This is a genomic window from Affinirhizobium helianthi, assembly GCF_042680945.1.
Lineage (GTDB): Bacteria > Pseudomonadota > Alphaproteobacteria > Rhizobiales > Rhizobiaceae > Neorhizobium > Neorhizobium helianthi.
In genome coordinates, this window is the sequence record NZ_JBHUEQ010000004.1 from 272781 (window position 1) to 293818 (window position 21038).

Here is a 21038-nt window from a genome sequence, read left to right on the forward strand (position 1 = left end):
TTCGGCAACGCCGATGATGGAACAGTATATCGAGATCAAGGCGAATAACCCGGATTCGCTGCTGTTTTACCGTATGGGCGATTTCTACGAGCTCTTCTTCGAAGATGCGGTGGAGGCGGCGCGCGCCCTCGGAATCACGCTGACAAAACGTGGGCAGCATCTGGGGCAGGATATTCCCATGTGCGGCGTGCCGATCCATGCCGCCGACGACTATCTGCAAAAGCTGATTTCTCTCGGCTTCCGCGTGGCGGTCTGCGAGCAGGTGGAGGATCCTGCCGAAGCCAGGAAACGCGGTTCGAAATCCGTCGTGCGGCGCGATGTCGTGCGCCTTGTTACGCCGGGAACGCTGACGGAAGAGAAGCTGCTCTCCCCGTCGGAATCCAATTACCTGATGGCCCTTGCGCGCATCAAGGGCGGTGGCGAGCAGCAGCTGGCACTGGCCTGGATCGATATTTCCACCGGCGTCTTCCGGCTGGCGGAAACGACACAGCTTCGCCTGCTCGCCGATATTCTGCGCATCGAACCGCGTGAACTGATTGTGGCGGATACGGTCTTCTACGATGAGGAACTGAAACCGACCTTCGATATTCTCGGTCGTGTCGCGGTGCCACAGCCAGGTGTGCTTTTCGATAGCGCGACGGCCGAAGAGCGCATTGCCCGCTATTTCGGCGTCGGCACGCTGGATGGTTTCGGCAGCTTCACGAGAGCCGAGCTTGCAGCCGCGGCAGCTGCGGTTGCCTATGTCGAGAAGACCCAGATTGCGGAGCGTCCGCCGCTCAATCCGCCGGAGCGTGAGAGCGGCGCATCGACGCTGTTCATCGATCCGGCCACGCGGGCCAATCTGGAGCTGACCCGCACCATGAACGGCGATCGTGAAGGATCGCTGCTGAAGGCGATCGATCGCACGGTGACCGGCGGCGGTGGGCGCCTTCTTGCCGAACGTCTGATGTCGCCGCTGACCGACCCGCAGGAGATCAATCGTCGGCTGGATAGCGTTGCCTTTCTGATTGAAGAACCCTCTCTGTGCAGCGATCTGCGTTCCGCGCTCAAGCATGTGCCGGATATGCCAAGAGCGCTGTCGCGCCTTGCGCTGGATCGCGGCGGACCGCGTGATCTGGGCAGCATTCGCCAGGGTCTCGCCGCGGCGCGTCAGGTCGGCGAATGTCTCGGCAAGGCGCTTCTGCCGGAAGAGCTGTCAGGCGCTTTCAAGGATCTGAGTGCACTTCCGCGCTTCGTGGAAGAGGAGATGGATCGCGTTCTGTCGGATGAGTTGCCGCTTCTGAAACGCGATGGCGGCTTCCTTCGCGATGGCGCTCATGCCGAGCTGGATGAGGTGCGTGCGCTTCGTGACCAGTCGCGGCGGGTCATTGCCGGGCTGCAACTGCATTATGCGGAAGAGACCGGCATCAAATCGCTCAAGATCAAGCATAACAATGTGCTGGGTTATTTCATCGAGGTGACGGCGGGCAATAGCGGCCCGATGACCGACACGCCGGAGGCGAAGGCGCGCTTCATCCATCGCCAGACCATGGCCAATGCCATGCGCTTCACCACCACGGAACTGGCGGATCTGGAAAGCCGCATTGCCAATGCTGCAGACCGGGCGCTGACGATCGAGCTGGAAGCCTTCGACCGTCTGACGGCGATGGTGCTGTCCCATGCGGAGGTTCTGAAGGCCGGGGCGAGGGCGCTTTCCATCATCGATGTTGCGGCAGGGCTGGCGCTTCTGGCGGAGGAGTGGAACTATTGCCGTCCGGAAGTGGACGCCTCGCGCCAGTTCAACATTCAAGGCGGGCGTCATCCGGTCGTGGAGCAGGCGCTTCGCCGCCAGTCCTCCGGCTCGTTCATTGCCAATGATTGCGATCTCTCGCCAAAGACGGATGGCGGTTTTGGCGCCCTCTGGCTGCTCACCGGCCCGAACATGGGCGGTAAATCCACATTCCTGCGCCAGAATGCGCTGATTGCCATTCTCGCCCAGATCGGTTCCTTCGTGCCTGCCACGCAGGCGCAGATCGGCGTGGTGGATCGCCTCTTTTCGCGCGTCGGAGCATCGGACGATCTGGCGCGGGGACGCTCCACCTTCATGGTTGAAATGGTCGAGACCGCCGCCATTCTCAATCAGGCGACGGATCGTTCGTTGGTCATTCTCGATGAAATCGGCCGAGGAACCGCAACCTTCGACGGTCTTTCCATTGCCTGGGCCGCCGTGGAACATCTGCATGAAGCCAATCGCTGCCGGGGCCTTTTTGCAACCCATTTCCACGAATTGACCGTGCTTTCGGAAAAGCTGAACCGGCTCTCCAACGCGACCATGCGGGTGAAGGAATGGGATGGCGATGTCATCTTCCTGCACGAGGTAGGTCCGGGTGCTGCAGATCGCTCCTACGGCATTCAGGTGGCGAAGCTTGCCGGTCTTCCCGATGCCGTTGTGGCGCGGGCGCGCGATGTCCTGAACAAGCTTGAGGATGCCGACCGCAAGAACCCGGCCAGCCAGCTCATCGATGATCTTCCGCTGTTTCAGGTGGCGGTCAGGAAAGAGCAGGAGAAGCGCGGGCCCTCCAAGGTGGAAGAGGCGTTGAAGGCCATCAACCCGGATGACATGACACCGCGTGAAGCGCTCGATGCGCTTTATGCGCTGAAGAAGCAGCTTAACTGAGCAATTCCAGCAAAGCCGGGAACCTCCTTTGCGGTGGAAATTGCGAATAACAAATCGATAGCGTGGTGAGGGCAGTTCAGCTTTCGCCATCACTTCAGTTTCAGGCCATTTTCACGCCGCCGAGGTGCCTTGCCTTGCTGTCCATTCCACTGCCATTCATCGTCGGGCTGGTCATCGCGCTTACGCTCTACCGCAATTTGAAGGGTGTCGAGACACCGGGGTCTAAGCGTTACTTCGTCGTTTTCCTGATGGCCTATGCCATGCAGGGTGCCATCATCGGGCTTCGCTTCGGCTATGGGGTTGAATGGCTGCATGTCGTTCAACCAGTCACGGCAGCCCTGATGCCGCCACTTGCCTATCTTGCCTTTCGTTCTCTCGCGGCAACGCCCGTGGCGCGTCCGGCGCTGCATCTGGTTGCGCCCCTGCTTGTTTTGCTGGCTGTCGCCTTGCTGCCGTTGCTGGTCGATCTCCTGCTGATGCTGGAATTCATTTGCTACGGAGTTCTGCTCTTCAGCCTGACGCTGAAAGGCTCCAATGCTTTGGCGGAAACCTCGTTGCAGCGCATGGTGCCGGCGATGAGGGCTGCTCGCCTCTCTGCGATCCTGCTGCTCTTTTTCGGCATTTTCGATGCGGCTCTGGCCGTTGTCAGCCTGTTCTATGGCAATGCCCTTGTGCCGCTTGCGGTCACGGCCATGAACTTCACCGCGCTTTTTATCGTCACGCTCTATTATTTCGTGCCCGATTTCTTCGGACGCGAACAGGCGGCGCCAAGCGGGGCAGCGGTGGCAGGGACGAACGCAGAGGACGAGGCACTTCTTGCGCGCATTGAAGCTGCGCTCGACAGCAATGATCTCTACCGCCAGGAAGATCTCAGCCTTGCGAAGCTTGCACGGCGCACCGGCGCGACGGCACGTGAGGTCTCGGCGGCGATCAATCGGGCAACGGGGCTCAATGTTTCGCAATTCGTCAACAACCGGCGCATTCGTGAGGCATGCCGTCTTCTGGAGGAAACCAATCAGCCGTTGACCGCCCTCATGTTCGAATGCGGCTTTGGCACCAAATCCAATTTCAATCGCGAATTCAGGCGGGTCACGGGCAAAAGCCCGTCAGAGTGGCGCGCACAGGCCCGTCTCAAGAATTGATAAACCAAGGATTGGAAAATCCCGTCCGATGTGAAATCAATCCGATGATGGAAACGCTCTGGCAACAGGCGCCAACCCACTGTGCCGAATCGAAGCGCAGCGCGTCTAAAACAATATGCAAGCACATGCCGATAAGGCTATAGGCCGAGGGATGCGGCACCCGGCGGGATGACATGGCAAGAGAAGAAATCGATTTTTCAGGACTTCTGGATCTGGCGCAGCTGCGTCAGGAATGTGAAACAATCCTTGAGAATGGGGCGGGCAAGGCTCTCGAAATGCGGGCCGCTCTTTTGCCGGTTTTGCGCAAGGCCAGCCTCGATGGCCGCGAAAAGGTCCGTGCGCTTCTGGCGGAGGATGGCAGCGGCCTCAATTGCGCAGAGCGTCTCTCCTACATTCAGGATCAGTTGATCACCGTCATTTTTGAAGGGGTCACGCAGCGCCTTTACCCGGCAGCGGCGGCTGATGTTGCGATCACAGCCGTCGGCGGTTACGGCCGGGGCACCCTGGCGCCGGGGTCCGATATCGATCTTCTTTTCCTTCTGCCCTCCAGAAATACAGAGGACATGCGCAAGGCCATCGAGTTCCTGCTCTACATGCTGTGGGATCTCGGCTTCAAGGTAGGGCATGCCACGCGCACGGTGGATGAGTGCATCAGTCTTTCCAACCAGGATATGACGATCCGCACCGCCGTTCTGGAAATGCGTTTCGTTTGCGGTCGCAAGACACTGGCAGACGAGTTGCAGGCCCGCTTCGACAGTGAGATCGTCAGCCACGGCGCTGAGGATTTCATCGCGGCCAAGCTTGGCGAGCGTGACCAGCGCCACCAGAAGGCCGGAGATACCCGCTACCTCGTTGAGCCGAATGTGAAGGAAGGCAAGGGTGGCTTGCGCGATATCCAGACCCTGTTCTGGATCGCCAAATATCATTACCGCGTGCGTGATGCCGCTCAACTCGTCAAGCTCGGCGTTCTTTCCCGGCAGGAGTGGAGACTGTTCCAGAAGGCGGAAGACTTCCTCTGGGCGGTGCGGTGCCAGATGCATTTTGTGACCGGCAAGGCGGAAGAGCGCCTGTCCTTCGACATCCAGCGAGAGATTGCGGCGAATCTCGGCTATAGCAATCGGCGCACGCTCTCCGCGGTGGAACGCTTCATGAAGCACTACTTCCTTGTGACCAAGGATGTTGGCGATCTGACGCGCATTCTGTGCTCGGCGCTGGAGGAAGAGCAGGCAAAGCCCGCTCCGGGCATTACCGGCGTGATTGGACGCTTCCGCCGCCGCGTTCGCAAGATCCCCGGAAGCTCCGAATTCGTGGAAGATCGCGGCCGCATTGCGCTGGCTGATCCGGATGTCTTCAAGCGCGATCCCGTCAGCATCCTCCGGCTGTTTCATGTTGCCGATCTTCACGGGCTGGAATACCACCCGGACGCCTTGAAAGCGATCACGCGGGATTTGCGTCTCATTGACGATCATCTGCGGGAGGATGCGGAAGCCAACCGCCTTTTCCTGTCTATCCTCACGTCCCGCCTGGATCCGGCGCTCACGCTGCGCCGCATGAACGAATCCGGCGTTCTGGGCCGGTTCATTCCCGAATTCGGCAAGATCGTCGCGATGATGCAATTCAGCATGTATCACCATTACACGGTGGATGAGCATCTGATCCGCGCCGTCGAGGCTTTGTCGGAGATCGACAAGGGCCATTTTGCCGAAGAGCACCCGCTTGCCAACCAGCTGATGCCGCATATCGAAGAGCGGGAGGCGCTTTATGTCGCTGTTCTGCTGCACGATATTGCCAAGGGCAGGCAGGAGGATCATTCCATTGCCGGTGCCCGCGTGGCTCGCAAACTCTGCCCGCGCTTCGGGCTGAAACCCAAGCAGACAGAGCTGGTGGCCTGGCTGATCGACCAGCATCTGGCCATGTCCATGGTGGCACAGACGCGCGACCTGCATGACCGCAAGACAATCACCGATTTCGCCGAAACGGTGCAGTCGCTCGACAGGCTCAAAATGCTGCTGGTTCTGACGATCTGCGATATTCGCGCGGTCGGCCCCGGCGTCTGGAACGGCTGGAAAGGCCAGCTGCTGCGCACGCTGTATTACGAGACGGAACTGCTTCTCTCCGGCGGCTTCTCGGAAGTGTCACGCAAGGAGCGGGCCAAGGCTGCCGCCGAAGCGCTGGCAGATGCCCTGTCCGAATGGAGCCAGAAGGACCGCAAGACCTACTCCAAGCTCCATTACCAGCCATATCTTCTCTCTGTCGCGCTGGAAGATCAGGTGCGGCATGCGAAGTTCATTCGGGATGCGGACAAGGCGGGCCATGCGCTGGCAACGATGGTGCGCACCGATAGCTTCCGTGCAATCACGGAAATTACGGTTCTGGCACCTGACCATCCGCGCCTTCTCTCCATCATTGCGGGTGCCTGCGCCGCAACAGGTGCCAATATCGCCGATGCGCAGATTTATACCACCACCGATGGCCGCGCGCTGGATACCATTCTCATCAACCGCGAATTCCAGAGCGACGAAGATGAGTTGCGTCGTGCCGCAACCGTCTGCCGCATGATCGAGGATGTGCTGGCGGGCAAGAAGCGCTTGCCGGAGGTGATTGCAACCCGCGCCAAGGCCAAGAAAAAGAACAAGACCTTTATCGTCCATCCCTCGGTGACGATCTCGAACACGCTCTCCAACAAGTTCACCGTGATTGAAGTCGAGGGGCTGGACCGCACCGGCCTGCTGGCCGACATGACCGTGGTGCTGGCCGATCTATCGCTGGATATCCATTCGGCGCGCATCACCACTTTCGGCGAAAAGGTCATCGATACCTTCTACGTGACCGATCTTGTGGGGCAGAAGATTACCAACGAGAACCGGCAGGGCACGATTGTTCAGCGCCTCAAGACGGTCATCAGTGAGCAGGAAGATGAGCTGCGGCGCGGCATGCCCTCCGGTATTATCGCACCGGATCCCGTTGCCGTTCGTGCCGGCAATCCTCCGCGAAAGACGAAAGCAGACGCATGAGCCTGGTGAAGAAGTTTGCAACGGTCGGCGGCGCGACGCTGGGCAGCCGCCTTTTCGGCTTTGCGCGTGAAACGCTGATGGCCGCCGCGCTCGGCACCGGGCCAATGGCGGATATCTTTTACGCCGCCTTTCGCTTTCCCAACCTGTTTCGCCGCCTCTTTGCGGAAGGTGCCTTCAACGCCGCTTTCGTGCCGCTATTTTCCAAGGAAATCGAGGCTCATGGCGTCGAGGGTGCCAAGCGCTTCTCGGAAGAAGTGTTCGGCGTCCTCTTCTCGGCGCTGCTCGTCATCACCATTGGCATGCAGCTTTCCATGCCGCTCCTGGTGCGCTGGATCATAGCGCCAGGCTTTGCTGACGATCCGGAAAAGACCGCGATAACGGTGCGCATGGCCATCGTCATGTTCCCCTATCTCATGTGCATGTCGCTGACGGCCATGATGAGCGGTATGCTGAACTCGCTGCACCATTTCTTCGCTGCGGCCATCGCACCGGTCTTCCTCAATGTCATCATGATCAGCGCGCTGATCTACGCGCTGTGGAGCGGTGCTGATCCTTTGACGACCGGCTGGTATCTCTCCTGGAGTGTGTTGGCTGCGGGTCTTGTTCAACTCGCCATCGTCTATTTTGGCGTCCGTCACGCGGGCATCCGCATTGGTTTCCGCCGCCCGAAAATGACGCCGAATGTGAAGCGGCTTCTGGTCCTTGCCATTCCCGCGGCTGTCACAGGTGGCATTACCCAGATCAACCAGATCATCGGTCAAGCCATTGCCTCCGGCAAGGAAGGCGCGATTGCTGCCCTTCAATATGCAGATCGCATCTACCAGTTGCCGCTTGGTGTCGTGGGTGTTGCCGTCGGTGTGGTCCTGCTGCCGGAGCTTTCGCGGGCGCTGAAATCCGGCAATATGAAAGAGGCCGGAAATATCCAGAACCGCTCGCTGGAATTCGTGCTGTTTCTTACGCTTCCTGCGGCCGTCGGCATCTGGATCCTGTCGGAGCCGATCATTCGCGTTCTCTATGAGCGTGGTGCCTTCAATGCGGACAATACGGCCGTCGTGGCGTCCATTCTGGCGATTTACGGCCTTGGCCTGCCGGGCTTCGTGCTGATCAAGGCGCTTCAGCCGGGTTTTTATGCGCGTGAAGATACCAAGACACCGATGCGCTTCACCATGCTTTCGGTCGCGGTCAATTCGGCCCTTGCGATTTCGCTTTTCCCGCTGATTGCCGAACGCGGCATTGCGACAGCGGAAGTTGCAGCGGGCTGGATCAATACGCTGCTTCTGTTCTTCACCCTGTGGCGAAGAGGCAATCTGCAATGGGAATGGCCCCTTGCGCGCAGGATATTCCTGCTGATTGTTTCAGCGGCGGTGATGGCTGCAGCGCTTCTCTATGCGCAGTCGCATGCCGCCGCCTATCTCCTGCCGGGGACCTCGTTCCTGATCAAACTGGCGGCGCTGTTCGGCTTGATTGGCATTGCTATGCTTGTCTACTTCACGACTGCCTTTTTGATTGGCGGTGCCGATCTTGGGATGCTGCGTCGCAACCTGAAGCGTCGCCGCGCTGCACCTGCCAAGCCAGAGGACGATCAGCAATAGACCCAGCGGCGCTTGGGTCCCACATCCACATGGATGATCCCGTTGCAATAGCGACCAATGCCGCCAATGCCGGGGGCACTGGCCGCGGCGGCGACAATCTTCCGGTCCGAGACGCCCGGCACGCGAATATCCGCGGCCAGACAGTGGCTGTGCTGGGATGTGCCGGATTTTGGCCGGTGACCCGAGGTGACAATGGGCTTGCGGCCCGTCTTTGACGCGATGTGAGCGAGAATCGCCTCGAGCTTTTCGGGGAAGCAACCGGTGCGAACACTCACCCGCTGCACGGTGTAGGCTGCGCTGTAATCATGTTTGAACAGATTGGCGCGACGTTTTTTCACACTTTGAGTTTCTCCTGCCACAGCATGGGTGACAGCGAGGATGCCGGCGAGCGCGACGCATAACAGCAAGCGCATAATGTCTCCGTCAGATTATTGCCTCTAAAAGGGGCTGAATGGAACTGAGGGAGCATTTCGTTTCAAAAAGTGACGTCAGTAAGGACGAATTTGCTCGATTGTGAGGTTTTGATGCCTTTATTGTTGAGATCCGTTAACCATAGGGCGTTGCAGGTTTTTCGAGATTTACCCCTGTGGAGAGCCTGGGGAAAACATGAGGCATTTGCCACGGTTTTGGCAAATTCACACCATGTTTCAGCGTTTTGAACGGGCTGCTTCAGCATTAATAAGCTCGGCCTACTTGTCTTCCGATCAATGTTCGCATTTTTTAATCGATGCAAAAAATGAAAATGACCGTTCGGGGAAAGGCAAAAAGCCATGTCATTTATGAAGCACAGATTCGCGACGACTGTTCTCGCAGGCGCTCTTTTATTCGGTGCCAGCAATGCGTTCGCGGAAGCTGTCCTGCATCGCGGCAACGGCGGCGAACCGCAGACGCTCGATTACGCAAATATTTCTATTGATATTGAAGGCTTCGTGGTGAAGGACCTTTTCGAAGGCCTCACAATCTACGACGCCAAGGGTGAGATTGTGCCCGGCGCTGCCGAAAGCTGGAAGATTTCCGATGATGGCACCGTCTATACCTTCAAGCTGCGCGAAGACGCCAAGTGGTCCGATGGCACGCCGGTAACGGCTGAAGATTTCGCCTTCGCCATGCGCCGCGTGGAAGATCCGAAGACGGCTGCCAAATACGCTAACATCCTCTATCCCATCAAGAACGCTGAAAAGGTCAACAAGGGCGAGTTGCCGGTTGACCAGCTGGGCGTGAAGGCGGTGGATGCCAAGACGTTCGAGATCACGCTTGAGCGTGCGACCCCCTTCTTCCTCCAGCTTCTTGCCCACTACACGGCCCTGCCGATCAACAAGGCCAATTACGAGAAGTTCGGCGATCAGTTCGTGAAGCCGGGCAATATGGTCTCCAACGGCGCCTTCAAGCTTCAGTCGCATGTCCCGAACGACACGCTGGTTGTCGTGAAGAACGAGAACTACTGGGACGCCAAGAATGTGAAGCTCGACAAGGTCGTCTTCTACCCGATCGATGACGATGCCGCATCGGTGCGTCGTTTCGAAGCCAAGGAGATGGATCTGGTCTACAACTTCTCCGCAGAGCAGATCAAACGCCTGCGCGAAGCCTATAAGGACCAGGTGCATGTGACACCCGCCCTTGCGACCTATTATTTCGCCTTCGATAACCGTCAGGAGCCTTACAACGATGTGCGCGTTCGCCAGGCTCTTTCCATGGCCATCGACCGCGATTTCATCACCAGTGAAATCTATTCTGGCGCTCAGATCCCTGCCTACCACCTCGTGCCGCCAGGCATGGAAGGCTATGGCGAAGGCGTGAAGCCGGATTGGGCATCGCTGTCGCAGATCGACCGTGAAGACAAGGCCATCGCCTTGATGAAGGAGGCCGGTTACGGTGAGGGCGGCAAGCCGCTCAACATCGAAGTCCGCTACAACACCAATACCAACCACGAGCGTGTAGCAACGGCTCTGGCCGATATGTGGAAGAACACATTCGGTGCCAAGGTGTCTCTGGTCAATCTCGATGTCGCTTCGCACTATGCGTACCTGCAGGAAGGTGGCAAGTTCAACGTCGCACGTGCATCCTGGTCTGCGGACTATGCCGATCCGGAAAACTTCCTGGCTCTACTGGTCAGCACCAACACTACGTTCAACTACGGTAAGTACAAGAACGCCGAATTCGACGCGCTGATGAAACAGTCCTATGATGAGCGCGATGCTGCAAAGCGCATGGAAATCATGAAGAAGGCCGAGGAAATCCTGAACAAGGATCAGCCGATTGCGCCGGTCATGGGCAATGCCAATCTCTGGCTTGTCGCGTCTCGCGTTGCGGGCTGGCAGGATAATGCCGTCAACGAGCATCTTTCCAAGTTTTTGAGCGTCTCGGACAAGTAATCGAAAAAAGGAGCATGACGCGCGCCGTTCTCATCCGAACGGTGCGCGTCATCGTTTGAACCATGATCAGTTTCATCCTGCGCCGATTGGCGAGTGCCGTGCCCACGGTATTCGTCGTCGTGACGATATCGTTTTTCCTGATGCGCTTTGCGCCTGGTGGCCCGTTCAGCCTTGAACGTCCGCTTCCGCCCCAGACGATGGCAAACCTGATGGCTACCTATCAGCTCGATCAGCCCATCTGGAAGCAATACATCCACTACCTCGGAAATGCTGTCACTGGCGATTTCGGGCCGAGCTATATCTACAAGGACAACACGGTCGCTGAGCTTATCGGGAAGGCGCTGCCTTATTCGATGCAGCTTGGCTCAATGGCCATTCTGATCGCTCTGATCGGCGGTGTGCTGCTGGGAACCATTGCTGCACTTCGGCAGAACTCGGTACTGGATTTCGGGCTCATGGCCTTCGCTACGGTTGGTGTAACCGTTCCGAATTTCGTCGTTGGCCCGGTGCTGACGCTGATCTTTGCCATCATGCTTTCGTGGTTGCCAGCCGGCGGCTGGGGCGATGGCTCCATCCAGTTCCTCATTCTGCCTATCATCGCTCTGGCCTTGCCGCAGTTGGCGGTGTTTGCCCGCCTCACACGCGGTGCCATGATCGAAGCGCTGCACACGGACCATATCCGCACCGCCAAGGCCTATGGCCTGCCATCGCGGGTGGTCGTTGTCACGCACGCTTTGCGCGGGGCCATGCTGCCGGTGGTCTCTTACCTTGCGCCCTGTGCTGCGGCACTGTTGACCGGTTCTGCGGTGGTGGAAAGCATTTTCACCATTCCCGGCGTTGGCCGCTACTTCGTGCTCGGTGCGCTCAACCGCGATTATCCGCTGGTCATGGGCACCGTCATCCTCGTTGCGATCTTCGTGATCGTCTTCAACCTGTTGGTCGATATTGCCTACGGCCTGCTCGACCCGAGGGTTCGCCATGACTGATACCGTAAACTCCACCCCGGAAGTGCAGGGCCGAAGCCTTGGGCAGCTTGCCTGGCTGCGCTTTCGCCGCAACAAGGCTGCCATGGGCGGCTGCTTCATGCTGCTTCTCATCGGCCTGTTTTCTTTTGTCGGGCCTTTTTTCATGACGCACACCTATGATCAGGTGTTTCCGTCCTATGTGACCATCGCGCCAAGCCTCACGCCGCGCCCTGACCCGAAAACGCTTGAGGATGTGGCCACATCCGCGGTTAAACGCGCCCGTCTCAACCTCGATAGTTTCGAGGTGAAAGATGGCACCTTCACCGCCAAGGTTTCCTCGTCCAGTCCAATCGATCCACGCACGGTGCGCTATTTCGATCGCGTGAACGAGTTCAAGGGAACGGAAGTCAAGGAAACGGCACCCGATCAGCTTTCCATGGTGCTGACCGGCCATGTGGATCAGCAATATTTCCTCTTCGGCACTGATAGCAATGGCCGCGATCTTCTGGTCCGCGTCATGCTGGGTGGGCAGATTTCCATTGCGGTTGGCGTTGCGGCCTCACTTGTTTCTTTGGGGATCGGCGTCATCTACGGCGCAACCTCGGGCTATCTGGGCGGGCGTGTCGACAATATCATGATGCGACTGGTGGAAATTCTCTATTCGCTGCCCTTCGTATTCCTGGTGGTCGTGCTGGTGGTCTTCTTCGGCCGCTCGGTCATGCTGATCTTCATTGTGATCGGTGCCGTGCAATGGCTGGAAATGGCCCGTATCGTGCGCGGTCAGACGCTTTCGCTGAAACGGCGTGAATTCGTCGGTGCAGCACAGGCACTCGGTTTGACAGACTGGCAGATCATCCGCCGTCACATCATTCCCAACACGATTGGTCCCGTCATCGTGTTCGTCACGGTTGTCGTTCCGCAGGTCATCCTCACGGAAAGCTTCCTGTCCTTCCTTGGTCTTGGTGTTCAGGCGCCGCTTGCCAGCTGGGGCACGTTGATTTCGGAAGGTGCCAAGAACATGCAGGGCGCACCCTGGCTGCTCATCTTCCCGTCCATCTTCTTCGTTCTAACGCTGTTTTCGCTGAATTTCGTCGGCGATGGCCTGCGCGATGCGCTCGATCCGAAGGACCGTTGAGATGGAAAAGATGGAAACACATGAAACCGTTCTGACGGTCTCCAACCTCAAGGTCGATTTCACCACGCCGGATGGCGATGTTCAGGCTGTCAAAGGCACGAGCTTCTCGGTGAAGAAGGGCGAAACGCTGGCGATTGTTGGCGAATCCGGCTCCGGCAAAAGCCAGACCATGATGGCGATTATGGGCTTGCTCGCTGCAAACGGACGCGTCTCCGGTTCTGCCCGCTACCGCGACAAGGAGCTGGTGGGTGCAAGCCTTTCCGATCTGAACAAGGTGCGTGGCTCGAAGATTACCATGATCTTTCAGGAGCCGATGACATCGCTCGATCCGCTCTACACGGTCGGAAAGCAGATTGCCGAGCCCCTCATCCATCACCGTGGCATGGATAAGAAAGCGGCAAGAAGCCGCGTGCTGGAACTCTTGCAACTTGTCGGCATCCCGGAGCCGGAACGGCGCATCGATAGCTATCCGCATGAAATGTCCGGTGGTCAGCGCCAGCGCGTCATGATTGCCATGGCGCTCGCCAACGAACCGGACCTGTTGATTGCGGATGAGCCGACAACCGCGCTCGACGTGACCATTCAGGCGCAGATTCTCGAGCTTCTGGCCGATCTTCAGAAACGCTTCGGCATGGCCATCGTGCTCATCACCCATGATCTCGGCGTGGTGAAGCATGTGGCGGATCGCGTGGTTGTGATGCGCCGGGGCGAGATCGTCGAACAGGGCAGCCGCGAAGACATTTTCGAGCGTCCGCAAGAGGACTATACGAAGATGCTCCTGGCGGCGGAACCTTCCGGTTCCAAGGCACCTCCGGCGGATAACGCGCCGATCATCCTTGAAGGGCGCAATGTCACCGTCGATTTCGAAATCGGCTCCGGCATCTTTTTCAAGGGCAGCCGCATTTTCCGCGCCGTCGATGGAGTGAACCTGACGCTTCGCAAGGGCCAGACCATCGGCATCGTCGGCGAATCCGGTTCCGGCAAGTCCACGCTAGGCAGGGCCCTGCTGCGCCTGCTGCAATCGGACGGCCGCTACAGCTTCAACAGCACGGATATCTCGCATCTGGATCGCAAGGCCATGCGGCCTTTCCGCAAGCAGATGCAGCTCGTGTTCCAGGATCCCTACGGTTCGCTCTCGCCCCGCCAGACAGTGGGTGAGATCATCACCGAGGGCCTCTTCGTGCATGAGCCGAACCTGACGAAAGCGGATCGCGACAAGCGCGCCATCGAGGCGCTGAATGAAGTCGGGCTCGATCCGGCGGCCCGCAACCGCTACCCGCACGAGTTCTCCGGCGGCCAGCGGCAGCGTATCGCTATTGCGCGCTCCATGATCCTGAAACCGAAGGTCGTCATCCTGGATGAGCCGACATCGGCGCTCGACCGCTCGGTTCAGCGGCAGGTGATCGAACTCCTGCGCGACCTGCAACAGAAGCATGATCTGTCCTATGTCTTTATCAGTCACGATCTTTCGGTGGTGCGCGCCATTTCCGATCATGTGATTGTCATGAAGAGCGGGAAAATCGTGGAGCAGGGACCAACGGAGGATATCTTCGACAGTCCGGCCCAGGATTACACCAAGGCGCTGATCGCAGCCGCTTTCACGCATTGACGAGGGGGCAGGGCACGCCTCAGACATGAAGCGTGCCCTCTCTTGCATAAATCCTGCTGTGATGTGCTGACGCCACTTGATTGCGCGGCCCGAAAAGCACTAGAACGCCGCGCAAACCCTGGCCGTCCGGGGCGAGACGCGGAAAGACACGTCACCCTTTCTGAGGCCTCGTTTCCGAAAGCCTGTGGCCCTCCACCAGCCTATCGAGGACGATATGAACAGCTTCAAGCCGCTTGTTTTCTCCGGCGTTCAGCCCACCGGCAACCTGCATCTCGGCAATTATCTCGGCGCAATCCGCAAATTCGTGGCGCTGCAGGAAAACAATGATTGCATCTACTGCGTCGTTGATCTGCATGCGATCACCGCCCAATTGGTGCATGAGGACCTGAAAGGTCAGATCCGCTCCATCGCCGCCGCCTTCATTGCCTCCGGTATCGACCCGGTGAAGCACATTGTCTTCAACCAGTCGGCCGTGCCGCAGCATGCGGAACTGGCCTGGATCTTCAACTGCGTTGCCCGCATCGGCTGGATGAACCGCATGACGCAGTTCAAGGACAAGGCGGGCAAGGATCGTGAAAATGCATCGCTTGGCCTGCTCGCTTATCCGAGCCTGATGGCCGCCGATATTCTCGTCTACCGCGCCACCCATGTTCCGGTCGGCGACGACCAGAAGCAGCATCTGGAACTGGCGCGCGATATCGCCCAGAAGTTCAATATCGATTTCCAGCAGAAAATCCGTGCGACCGGACAAGGCGTGGACATGGTGGTGGGCGAGGAGCCGATCCACGGCTATTTCCCGCTGGTCGAGCCGCTGATCGATGGTCCGGCACCCCGCGTCATGTCGCTGCGTGACGGCACGAAGAAGATGTCGAAGTCCGATCCTTCCGATCTGTCCCGTATCAACCTCATGGACGATGCCGACGAGATCCTGAAAAAGATCCGCAAGGCGAAGACCGACCCGGATGGTCTTCCCTCGGAAGTCGAAGGTCTGGCAGGCCGTCCTGAGGCCGACAACCTGATCGGCATCTATGCAGCGCTTTCCGACAAGACCAAAGCCGATGTACTGAAGGAATTCGGTGGCCAGCAATTCTCGGTCTTCAAGCCGGCGCTTGCCGATCTCGCCGTTCAGGTTCTCTCCCCGATTACCGAGGAAATGCGCCGCCTGATGGGGGACACCAGCCATATCGACGCAATCCTCAAGGATGGCGGCGAGCGTGCCCGCGCCCGCGCAGAGCTGGTCATGAACGACGTTTACGACATCATCGGTTTTCTGCGCTGATCCCTGACGCGAATATTCCACCCGCCGGTTGCAGCACCGGCGGGTTTTCATTTGCCTGATATGGTATAAATTCGCGATCTCGATCCGGTTGGTCGAGGTATGCGGAGGGGATATATGGTATCGAAGCGGTTGTCGCGGCTGGAGGGCCATCGGCGCAAGTTCATGGCCGTTATCGACGGCACGCCGGAATGCGAGCGCGCCGTGCATTATGCCGGACGGCGGGCGCAAAACACCAATGGCGCACTGGTGCTTCTCTACGTAATCCCGGAAGGTGATTTCCAGCAGTGGCTGGGTGTGGAGCAGATCATGCGGGCGGAGGCGCAGGAGGAAGCCGAGGCCGTCATGGCAAAGACCGCCCAGAAGGTGCGGGAAACCATCGGCATCGATCCGGAAATCGTGATCCGTGAAGGTAACGCCGCCGATGAAATCAATGCCGTGATCGAGGAGGATCGCGACATCGCTATTCTGGTTCTGGCCGCAGGATCCGCCAAGGAAGGGCCGGGGCCACTGGTTGCCTCTCTGGCGGGGCGAACAACCGCCTTTCCCATTCCTGTCACCGTTCTGCCCGACAGCCTTTCGGATGATGAAATCGACGCACTCTGCTGATGGCTCTTGACCGTTCATTCACAAAGGCGCACTTGAACGCAAAGCTGAATGCGACTATCTTCTTTTGAAGAATTCTAAACTGGCGCCTTTTGAGAGCTGCCAAGGAGACAAGAGATGTTCATCCAGACCGAAGCCACGCCCAATCCGGCCACCCTGAAGTTCCTGCCTGGCAAGGTGGTGCTGGAGAAGGGGACGGCTGATTTCCGCACTGCCGAGGATGCGCAGGCTTCTCCGCTGGCGGCACGCCTTTTCACCATTCCGGGCGTCACCGGCGTCTATTTCGGCTATGATTTCGTGACCGTGACCAAGGAGAACCAGGAGTGGCAGCATCTGAAGCCCGCCATTCTGGGGTCGATCATGGAGCACTTCATGTCCGGCCAGCCGGTCATGGGCGGTTCTGCCAGCTTTGCCGAAAGCACGGATGAGGAAGGCGAGTTCTTCGAAGATGGCGACGAGACAATCGTTGCCACCATCAAGGAATTGCTTGAAACGCGTGTTCGCCCGGCCGTGGCACAGGATGGTGGCGATATCACCTTCAAGGGCTTTCGGGATGGCACTGTCTATCTCAACATGAAGGGGGCCTGCTCGGGCTGCCCATCCTCCACCGCAACCTTGAAGCATGGCGTTCAGAACCTGCTCCGTCACTTCGTGCCGGAAGTTCAGGCCGTCGAAGCCCTTTAAGCTTCCATGCACGTTCTCGCAATCGATACGGCGGGGGTGGATTGCTCCGCCGCCATCTACCATGCGTCCGAAAAGCGCGTTCTCTCATCGGTCATCGATCGCATTGGCAAAGGCCATGCGGAACGCCTGATGGCGATGATCGAAGAGGCGCTGCAGGCTGCCGATCTCATTCTGCCCTCCATTGATCGCATCGCAGTGACCATTGGCCCCGGTTCCTTTACCGGTATTCGGGTCGGTGTTGCAGCGGCTCGCGGGCTGGGACTGGCGCTGGATGTCGATGTGGTCGGTGTTTCCACGCTGCAGGCTCTTGCCATGAAGCATCTGGACGAGGATGCGTCGCGTCCCGTGATCGCTGCCATGGATGCCAAGCGAAACGAAATCTATGCGCAGGCATTTGATGAGCACTGCCAGCCTCTGGGGCAGCCTGAAAGCCTCTCTCTCGATCAGTTGAAGGCTCTTGCTCACAAACACTCAGCCACTGTGACCGGCTCCGCCGTGGCGTTGCTTTCCGGTCTTGAGAAAAGTGAAGATCCGGATCGCTTCAATATCGCGATCGTTGCAAAACTGGGTGCTCAGGCACAACCGGGTGTGGATATTGCAAAACCGCTTTACCTTCGCGGGCCGGATGCTAAACCCCAGGATGGATTTGCACTCGCACGCGCCTGACGATTCTCGATGTTCGAAGACTACCTGACCTGGAAGCCGTTTTTCGATGTTGTTCCGATGCGCGACGACGATTGCGCAGAGGTTGCGGAGATGCACGGCCAGCGCTTTTCACGGCCCTGGAGCGAGCAGGAGGTTTCAAGCCTTCTCGCCCAGTCTGGAGTCTTCGGCTTTTGTGCCCTTCAGACCAACGCTTTTTTCAGCCGTCCGCTCGGCGGTATTGTTCTTGCGCGCGAGGCGGCGGGTGAAGCGGAAATATTGACGATTGCCGTATCGGAAAAGTTCGGGCGTACCGGCCTTGGCTGGCGCCTGATGCAGGCGGCGCTGCGGGAAGCCTTCGATCGGGGCGCGGAAAGCATGTTTCTGGAGGTCGAGGAGACGAATGCCGCAGCAATCGGCCTCTATCGCAGGCTTGCCTTCGAGGAGGTTGCGCGTCGTCCCGCCTATTATGCGGCGGCAGATGGCACGCGATCCGCAGCGCTTGTCATGAAGCGCGATCTTCGTTAGTCCCATTCGCAAATAAGTATCGCCGGAACACACCGCTTTTTAAGCCGGATGTGTTTCAAGATGGGATGGAGACTGCCTGCCTGTGACGGGGTGGGCCTTGCAAGACTTCCAGGGCCGAGAGACCGATGACCGACCTTACCAAATCACTGGAAGAGCTTTGCGCCCAGAAGGGTATGCGAATGACCGAGCAAAGGAGGGTCATCGCGCGCATTCTTCAGGATTCGGACGATCATCCGGATGTGGAGGAGCTTTATCGCCGCTCGTCCAGGATCGATTCGCGAATCTCGATCTCCACTGTCTATCGCACGGTGAAGCTGTTCGAGGATGCGGGCATCATCGAGAAGCACGATTTTCGCGATGGACGCTCTCGCTATGAGACCGTGCCGGAAGAACATCACGACCATATGATCGATGTGAAGACGGGCGAGGTGATCGAGTTTCACTCGGCCGAGATCGAGGCTCTGCAGGAACGAATCGCCCGTGAACACGGCTTCCGTCTGGTGGGGCATCGGCTGGAACTCTACGGCATTCCGCTGGATAAGGACGAAAAGTGATCGCCTGGCTGCGGATCGGCATCATTCTTTGTCTTCTGGCGCTGGTCACGCTCGTGCTTTTGCCGGTGCAACTGCTTGGGCTGCGCTATGACTGGAGGCTTCGCCGCCGGCTTCCGCGCTGGTGGCATCGCATTGCCTGCCGCCTGCTCGGCATCCGCATTCGCACGCATGGCAGGCTGGAGACCCGGCGCCCGTTGATGATTGCAGCCAACCACGTGTCCTGGAAAGACATCCTGGTTCTCGGCGCCGTGGCCGATGTGGTTTATGTTGCCAAGGCCGAAGTGGCCGATTGGCCGATCTTCGGCATACTGGCAAAGCTACAGAAAACGATCTTCGTGGCGCGAGAGCAGAAGCGCCGTACGGGCGACCAGGTGAACGAGATCGCCGCCCGCATGAGCGGTGGCGAAGTGGTCGTCCTCTTTCCCGAAGGCACGACATCCGACGGCAATCGGCTCCTCGACATCAAATCCTCCCTCTTTGGTGCGGCCAGCGCTGCTGTATCCTCCTCGCCGGAAGGCGTGGTGCATGTGCAGCCGGTCTCAATTGCCTATACCGGCATCCACGGCATGCCTATGGGCCGCTATCATCGCCCGCTTGCCGCCTGGCCAGGGGATGTGGAGCTGGTGCCGCATCTCATGGGCGTGCTGAAAGCCGGCGCGCTGGACGTGGATGTGGATTTCGGCGAGGTGGTGGAGTTTCGTGCCGATACCAACCGGAAAGTCGCCAGCGGCGCCATCGTCTCGCGGCTGCGCACCATGCTGAGCCAGCGTCTCTATCCGCGCGCTGGCTGAAACCGCTTCATTTCCGGGCCGTCTTGCAGTAAAGAAGCGCGCATGAGCGACCAGACAGCCCTTCTCCCACCTCTGCCACAGGCCGAGGCAGACAGTTTCGATACGCGCACCAACGTACGCCCCGACGCACGCAAAGTGTTCATCAAGACCTATGGGTGCCAGATGAACGTCTACGATTCCGTTCGCATGGGCGATGCGCTGGCCAGCGAAGGCTATGTGACGACCGAGAATGTGGAAGAGGCGGATCTGGTTCTGCTGAACACCTGCCATATTCGCGAAAAGGCCGCCGACAAGGTCTATTCCGCGCTTGGCCGCTTGCGTGACATGAAGAAGGAGCGCAACGCCGAAGGCCGCGAAATGATGATCGGCGTGACCGGCTGCGTTGCCCAGGCGGAAGGCGAGGAAATCCTGCGCCGTTCCCCGGCCGTCGATGTGGTCATCGGCCCGCAGACCTATCACCGTTTGCCGCAGGCCCTGAAACGGGCAAGGCAGGGTGAGCGTGTGGTCGAGACGGACTACGCCGTCGAAGACAAGTTCGAACATTTGCCGGTACCGGAAAAGAAGGTCATCCGCTCGCGTGGTGTCACCTCATTCCTCACGGTTCAGGAAGGCTGCGACAAGTTCTGCACCTTCTGTGTCGTGCCCTATACGCGGGGTGCCGAGGTTTCGCGCCCTCTGTCGCAAATCCTCGATGAAGCGCACAAGCTGGTGGACGCCGGTGTGCGCGAGATCACGCTTCTGGGGCAGAATGTGAATGCCTGGCATGGCACAGGCCCCAAGGGAGAGGCCTGGGGGCTTGGAGAGCTGCTTTACAGACTGGCGGACATTCCGGGCCTTGCCCGCCTTCGCTACACCACCAGCCATCCGCGTGACATGGACGACCGCCTGATCGAGGCGCATCGCGATCTGCGGGCGCTGATGCCCTATCTGCACCTGCCGGTGCAGGCTGGTTCGGACCGCATTCTGAAGGCGATGAACCGCCGCCACACGGCACAGGATTATATCCGCCTGATCGAGCGGATCCGCTCCGTGCGGCCCGATATTGCGCTGTCGGGTGATTTCATCGTCGGTTTTCCCGGCGAAACGGATCGGGATTTCGAAGATACGCTGCGTCTGGTGGAAGAGGTGCGCTATGCGCAATCCTTCTCCTTCAAATACTCAACCCGTCCGGGAACTCCCGGTGCCGAGCTTGGTTCTCAGGTCGCCGAAGAGGTCAAGGCGGAGCGGTTGGAGCGGCTGCAGGCGCTTCTTTTGAAGCAGCAGAATGCATTCTCCGAATCATGCGTCGGCAAGACTATTGAAGTGCTGCTGGAAAAGCCCGGTCGCATGCCGGGGCAGTTGATTGGTCGTTCTCCCTGGCTGCAATCGGTGAATGTTGAACAGCAAACATCGCAAATTGGTGACATTATTTCTGTACGAGTTGTGAGTGCTGGACCAAACAGCTTGTTTGCAGAGCGGATTGAGCGTTAAAC

The 21038-nt window shown here is 58.7% G+C and carries 17 protein-coding genes; 16 read left to right on the forward strand and 1 reads right to left on the reverse strand.

The features are described 5' to 3' along the window. Positions 1-13 precede the first annotated feature (13 nt). From mutS to murJ, 4 genes are all read left to right on the forward strand, one after another. On the forward strand, positions 14-2656 hold the full coding sequence (mutS, locus tag ACFSE1_RS04685) for a DNA mismatch repair protein MutS (RefSeq protein ID WP_377397248.1): 2643 nt from the start codon (positions 14-16) through the stop codon (positions 2654-2656). Between the two features lie 134 nt (positions 2657-2790). Beyond that, positions 2791-3798 (forward strand): helix-turn-helix domain-containing protein, encoded by a 1008-nt coding sequence (locus ACFSE1_RS04690; protein WP_377397095.1) that lies wholly within the window; start codon positions 2791-2793, stop codon positions 3796-3798. Positions 3799-3971: 173 nt separating this feature from the next. Then, positions 3972-6812: a [protein-PII] uridylyltransferase gene (locus ACFSE1_RS04695; protein ID WP_377397097.1), complete on the forward strand. Its 2841-nt coding sequence runs from the start codon at positions 3972-3974 to the stop codon at positions 6810-6812. Next, a complete protein-coding gene (murJ, locus tag ACFSE1_RS04700) occupies positions 6809-8404 on the forward strand; it encodes a murein biosynthesis integral membrane protein MurJ (protein WP_377397099.1) in 1596 nt (531 codons plus the stop codon). The genes ACFSE1_RS04695 and murJ overlap by 4 nt, the downstream gene beginning before the upstream one ends. Here murJ and ACFSE1_RS04705 read toward each other — a convergent pair. Next, entirely contained in the window at positions 8395-8817 is a 423-nt protein-coding gene (locus ACFSE1_RS04705; protein WP_377397101.1) for a YcbK family protein, read from the reverse strand. The two genes, murJ and ACFSE1_RS04705, sit on opposite strands and share 10 nt — an antisense overlap. A gap of 357 nt (positions 8818-9174) precedes the next feature. Between ACFSE1_RS04705 and ACFSE1_RS04710 the strand changes: the two genes are divergently transcribed. From ACFSE1_RS04710 to miaB, 12 genes are all read left to right on the forward strand, one after another. Beyond that, positions 9175-10776 carry a peptide ABC transporter substrate-binding protein gene (locus tag ACFSE1_RS04710; protein ID WP_377397103.1) on the forward strand — a complete coding sequence of 534 codons (1602 nt, stop codon included), beginning with the start codon at positions 9175-9177 and terminating at the stop codon, positions 10774-10776. A gap of 62 nt (positions 10777-10838) precedes the next feature. After that, on the forward strand, positions 10839-11762 hold the full coding sequence (gene oppB, locus ACFSE1_RS04715) for an oligopeptide ABC transporter permease OppB (RefSeq protein WP_377397105.1): 924 nt from the start codon (positions 10839-10841) through the stop codon (positions 11760-11762). Next, complete coding sequence (locus tag ACFSE1_RS04720) at positions 11755-12876, forward strand: ABC transporter permease (RefSeq protein WP_377397107.1); 1122 nt, start codon at positions 11755-11757, stop codon at positions 12874-12876. Before oppB ends, ACFSE1_RS04720 begins: the two co-directional genes overlap by 8 nt. Positions 12877-12886: 10 nt before the next feature. Continuing rightward, positions 12887-14485 (forward strand): ABC transporter ATP-binding protein, encoded by a 1599-nt coding sequence (locus ACFSE1_RS04725; RefSeq protein ID WP_377397251.1) that lies wholly within the window; start codon positions 12887-12889, stop codon positions 14483-14485. Between the two features lie 214 nt (positions 14486-14699). Continuing rightward, positions 14700-15764 carry a tryptophan--tRNA ligase gene (gene trpS / locus ACFSE1_RS04730; RefSeq protein WP_377397109.1) on the forward strand — a complete coding sequence of 355 codons (1065 nt, stop codon included), beginning with the start codon at positions 14700-14702 and terminating at the stop codon, positions 15762-15764. Positions 15765-15878: 114 nt separating this feature from the next. After that, on the forward strand, positions 15879-16370 hold the full coding sequence (locus tag ACFSE1_RS04735; protein WP_377397111.1) for a universal stress protein: 492 nt from the start codon (positions 15879-15881) through the stop codon (positions 16368-16370). 114 nt (positions 16371-16484) lie between these two features. Then, on the forward strand, positions 16485-17051 hold the full coding sequence (locus ACFSE1_RS04740) for a NifU family protein (RefSeq protein ID WP_377397113.1): 567 nt from the start codon (positions 16485-16487) through the stop codon (positions 17049-17051). A 6-nt stretch (positions 17052-17057) separates the two neighbouring features. Next, positions 17058-17717 (forward strand): tRNA (adenosine(37)-N6)-threonylcarbamoyltransferase complex dimerization subunit type 1 TsaB, encoded by a 660-nt coding sequence (gene tsaB, locus ACFSE1_RS04745; RefSeq protein ID WP_377397115.1) that lies wholly within the window; start codon positions 17058-17060, stop codon positions 17715-17717. Between the two features lie 9 nt (positions 17718-17726). Further along, positions 17727-18221, forward strand: coding sequence for a GNAT family N-acetyltransferase (locus ACFSE1_RS04750; RefSeq protein WP_377397117.1), 495 nt, complete (start codon positions 17727-17729; stop codon positions 18219-18221). 125 nt (positions 18222-18346) lie between these two features. Next, positions 18347-18775 (forward strand): Fur family transcriptional regulator, encoded by a 429-nt coding sequence (locus tag ACFSE1_RS04755; protein ID WP_377397119.1) that lies wholly within the window; start codon positions 18347-18349, stop codon positions 18773-18775. Continuing rightward, the gene (olsA, locus tag ACFSE1_RS04760) at positions 18772-19566 is read left to right on the forward strand and encodes a lyso-ornithine lipid O-acyltransferase (protein WP_377397121.1); all 795 of its coding nucleotides are present in this window, start codon (positions 18772-18774) and stop codon (positions 19564-19566) included. The genes ACFSE1_RS04755 and olsA overlap by 4 nt, the downstream gene beginning before the upstream one ends. 42 nt (positions 19567-19608) lie before the next feature. Further along, positions 19609-21036 (forward strand): tRNA (N6-isopentenyl adenosine(37)-C2)-methylthiotransferase MiaB, encoded by a 1428-nt coding sequence (miaB, locus tag ACFSE1_RS04765; protein ID WP_377397123.1) that lies wholly within the window; start codon positions 19609-19611, stop codon positions 21034-21036. Positions 21037-21038: the final 2 nt, after the last annotated feature.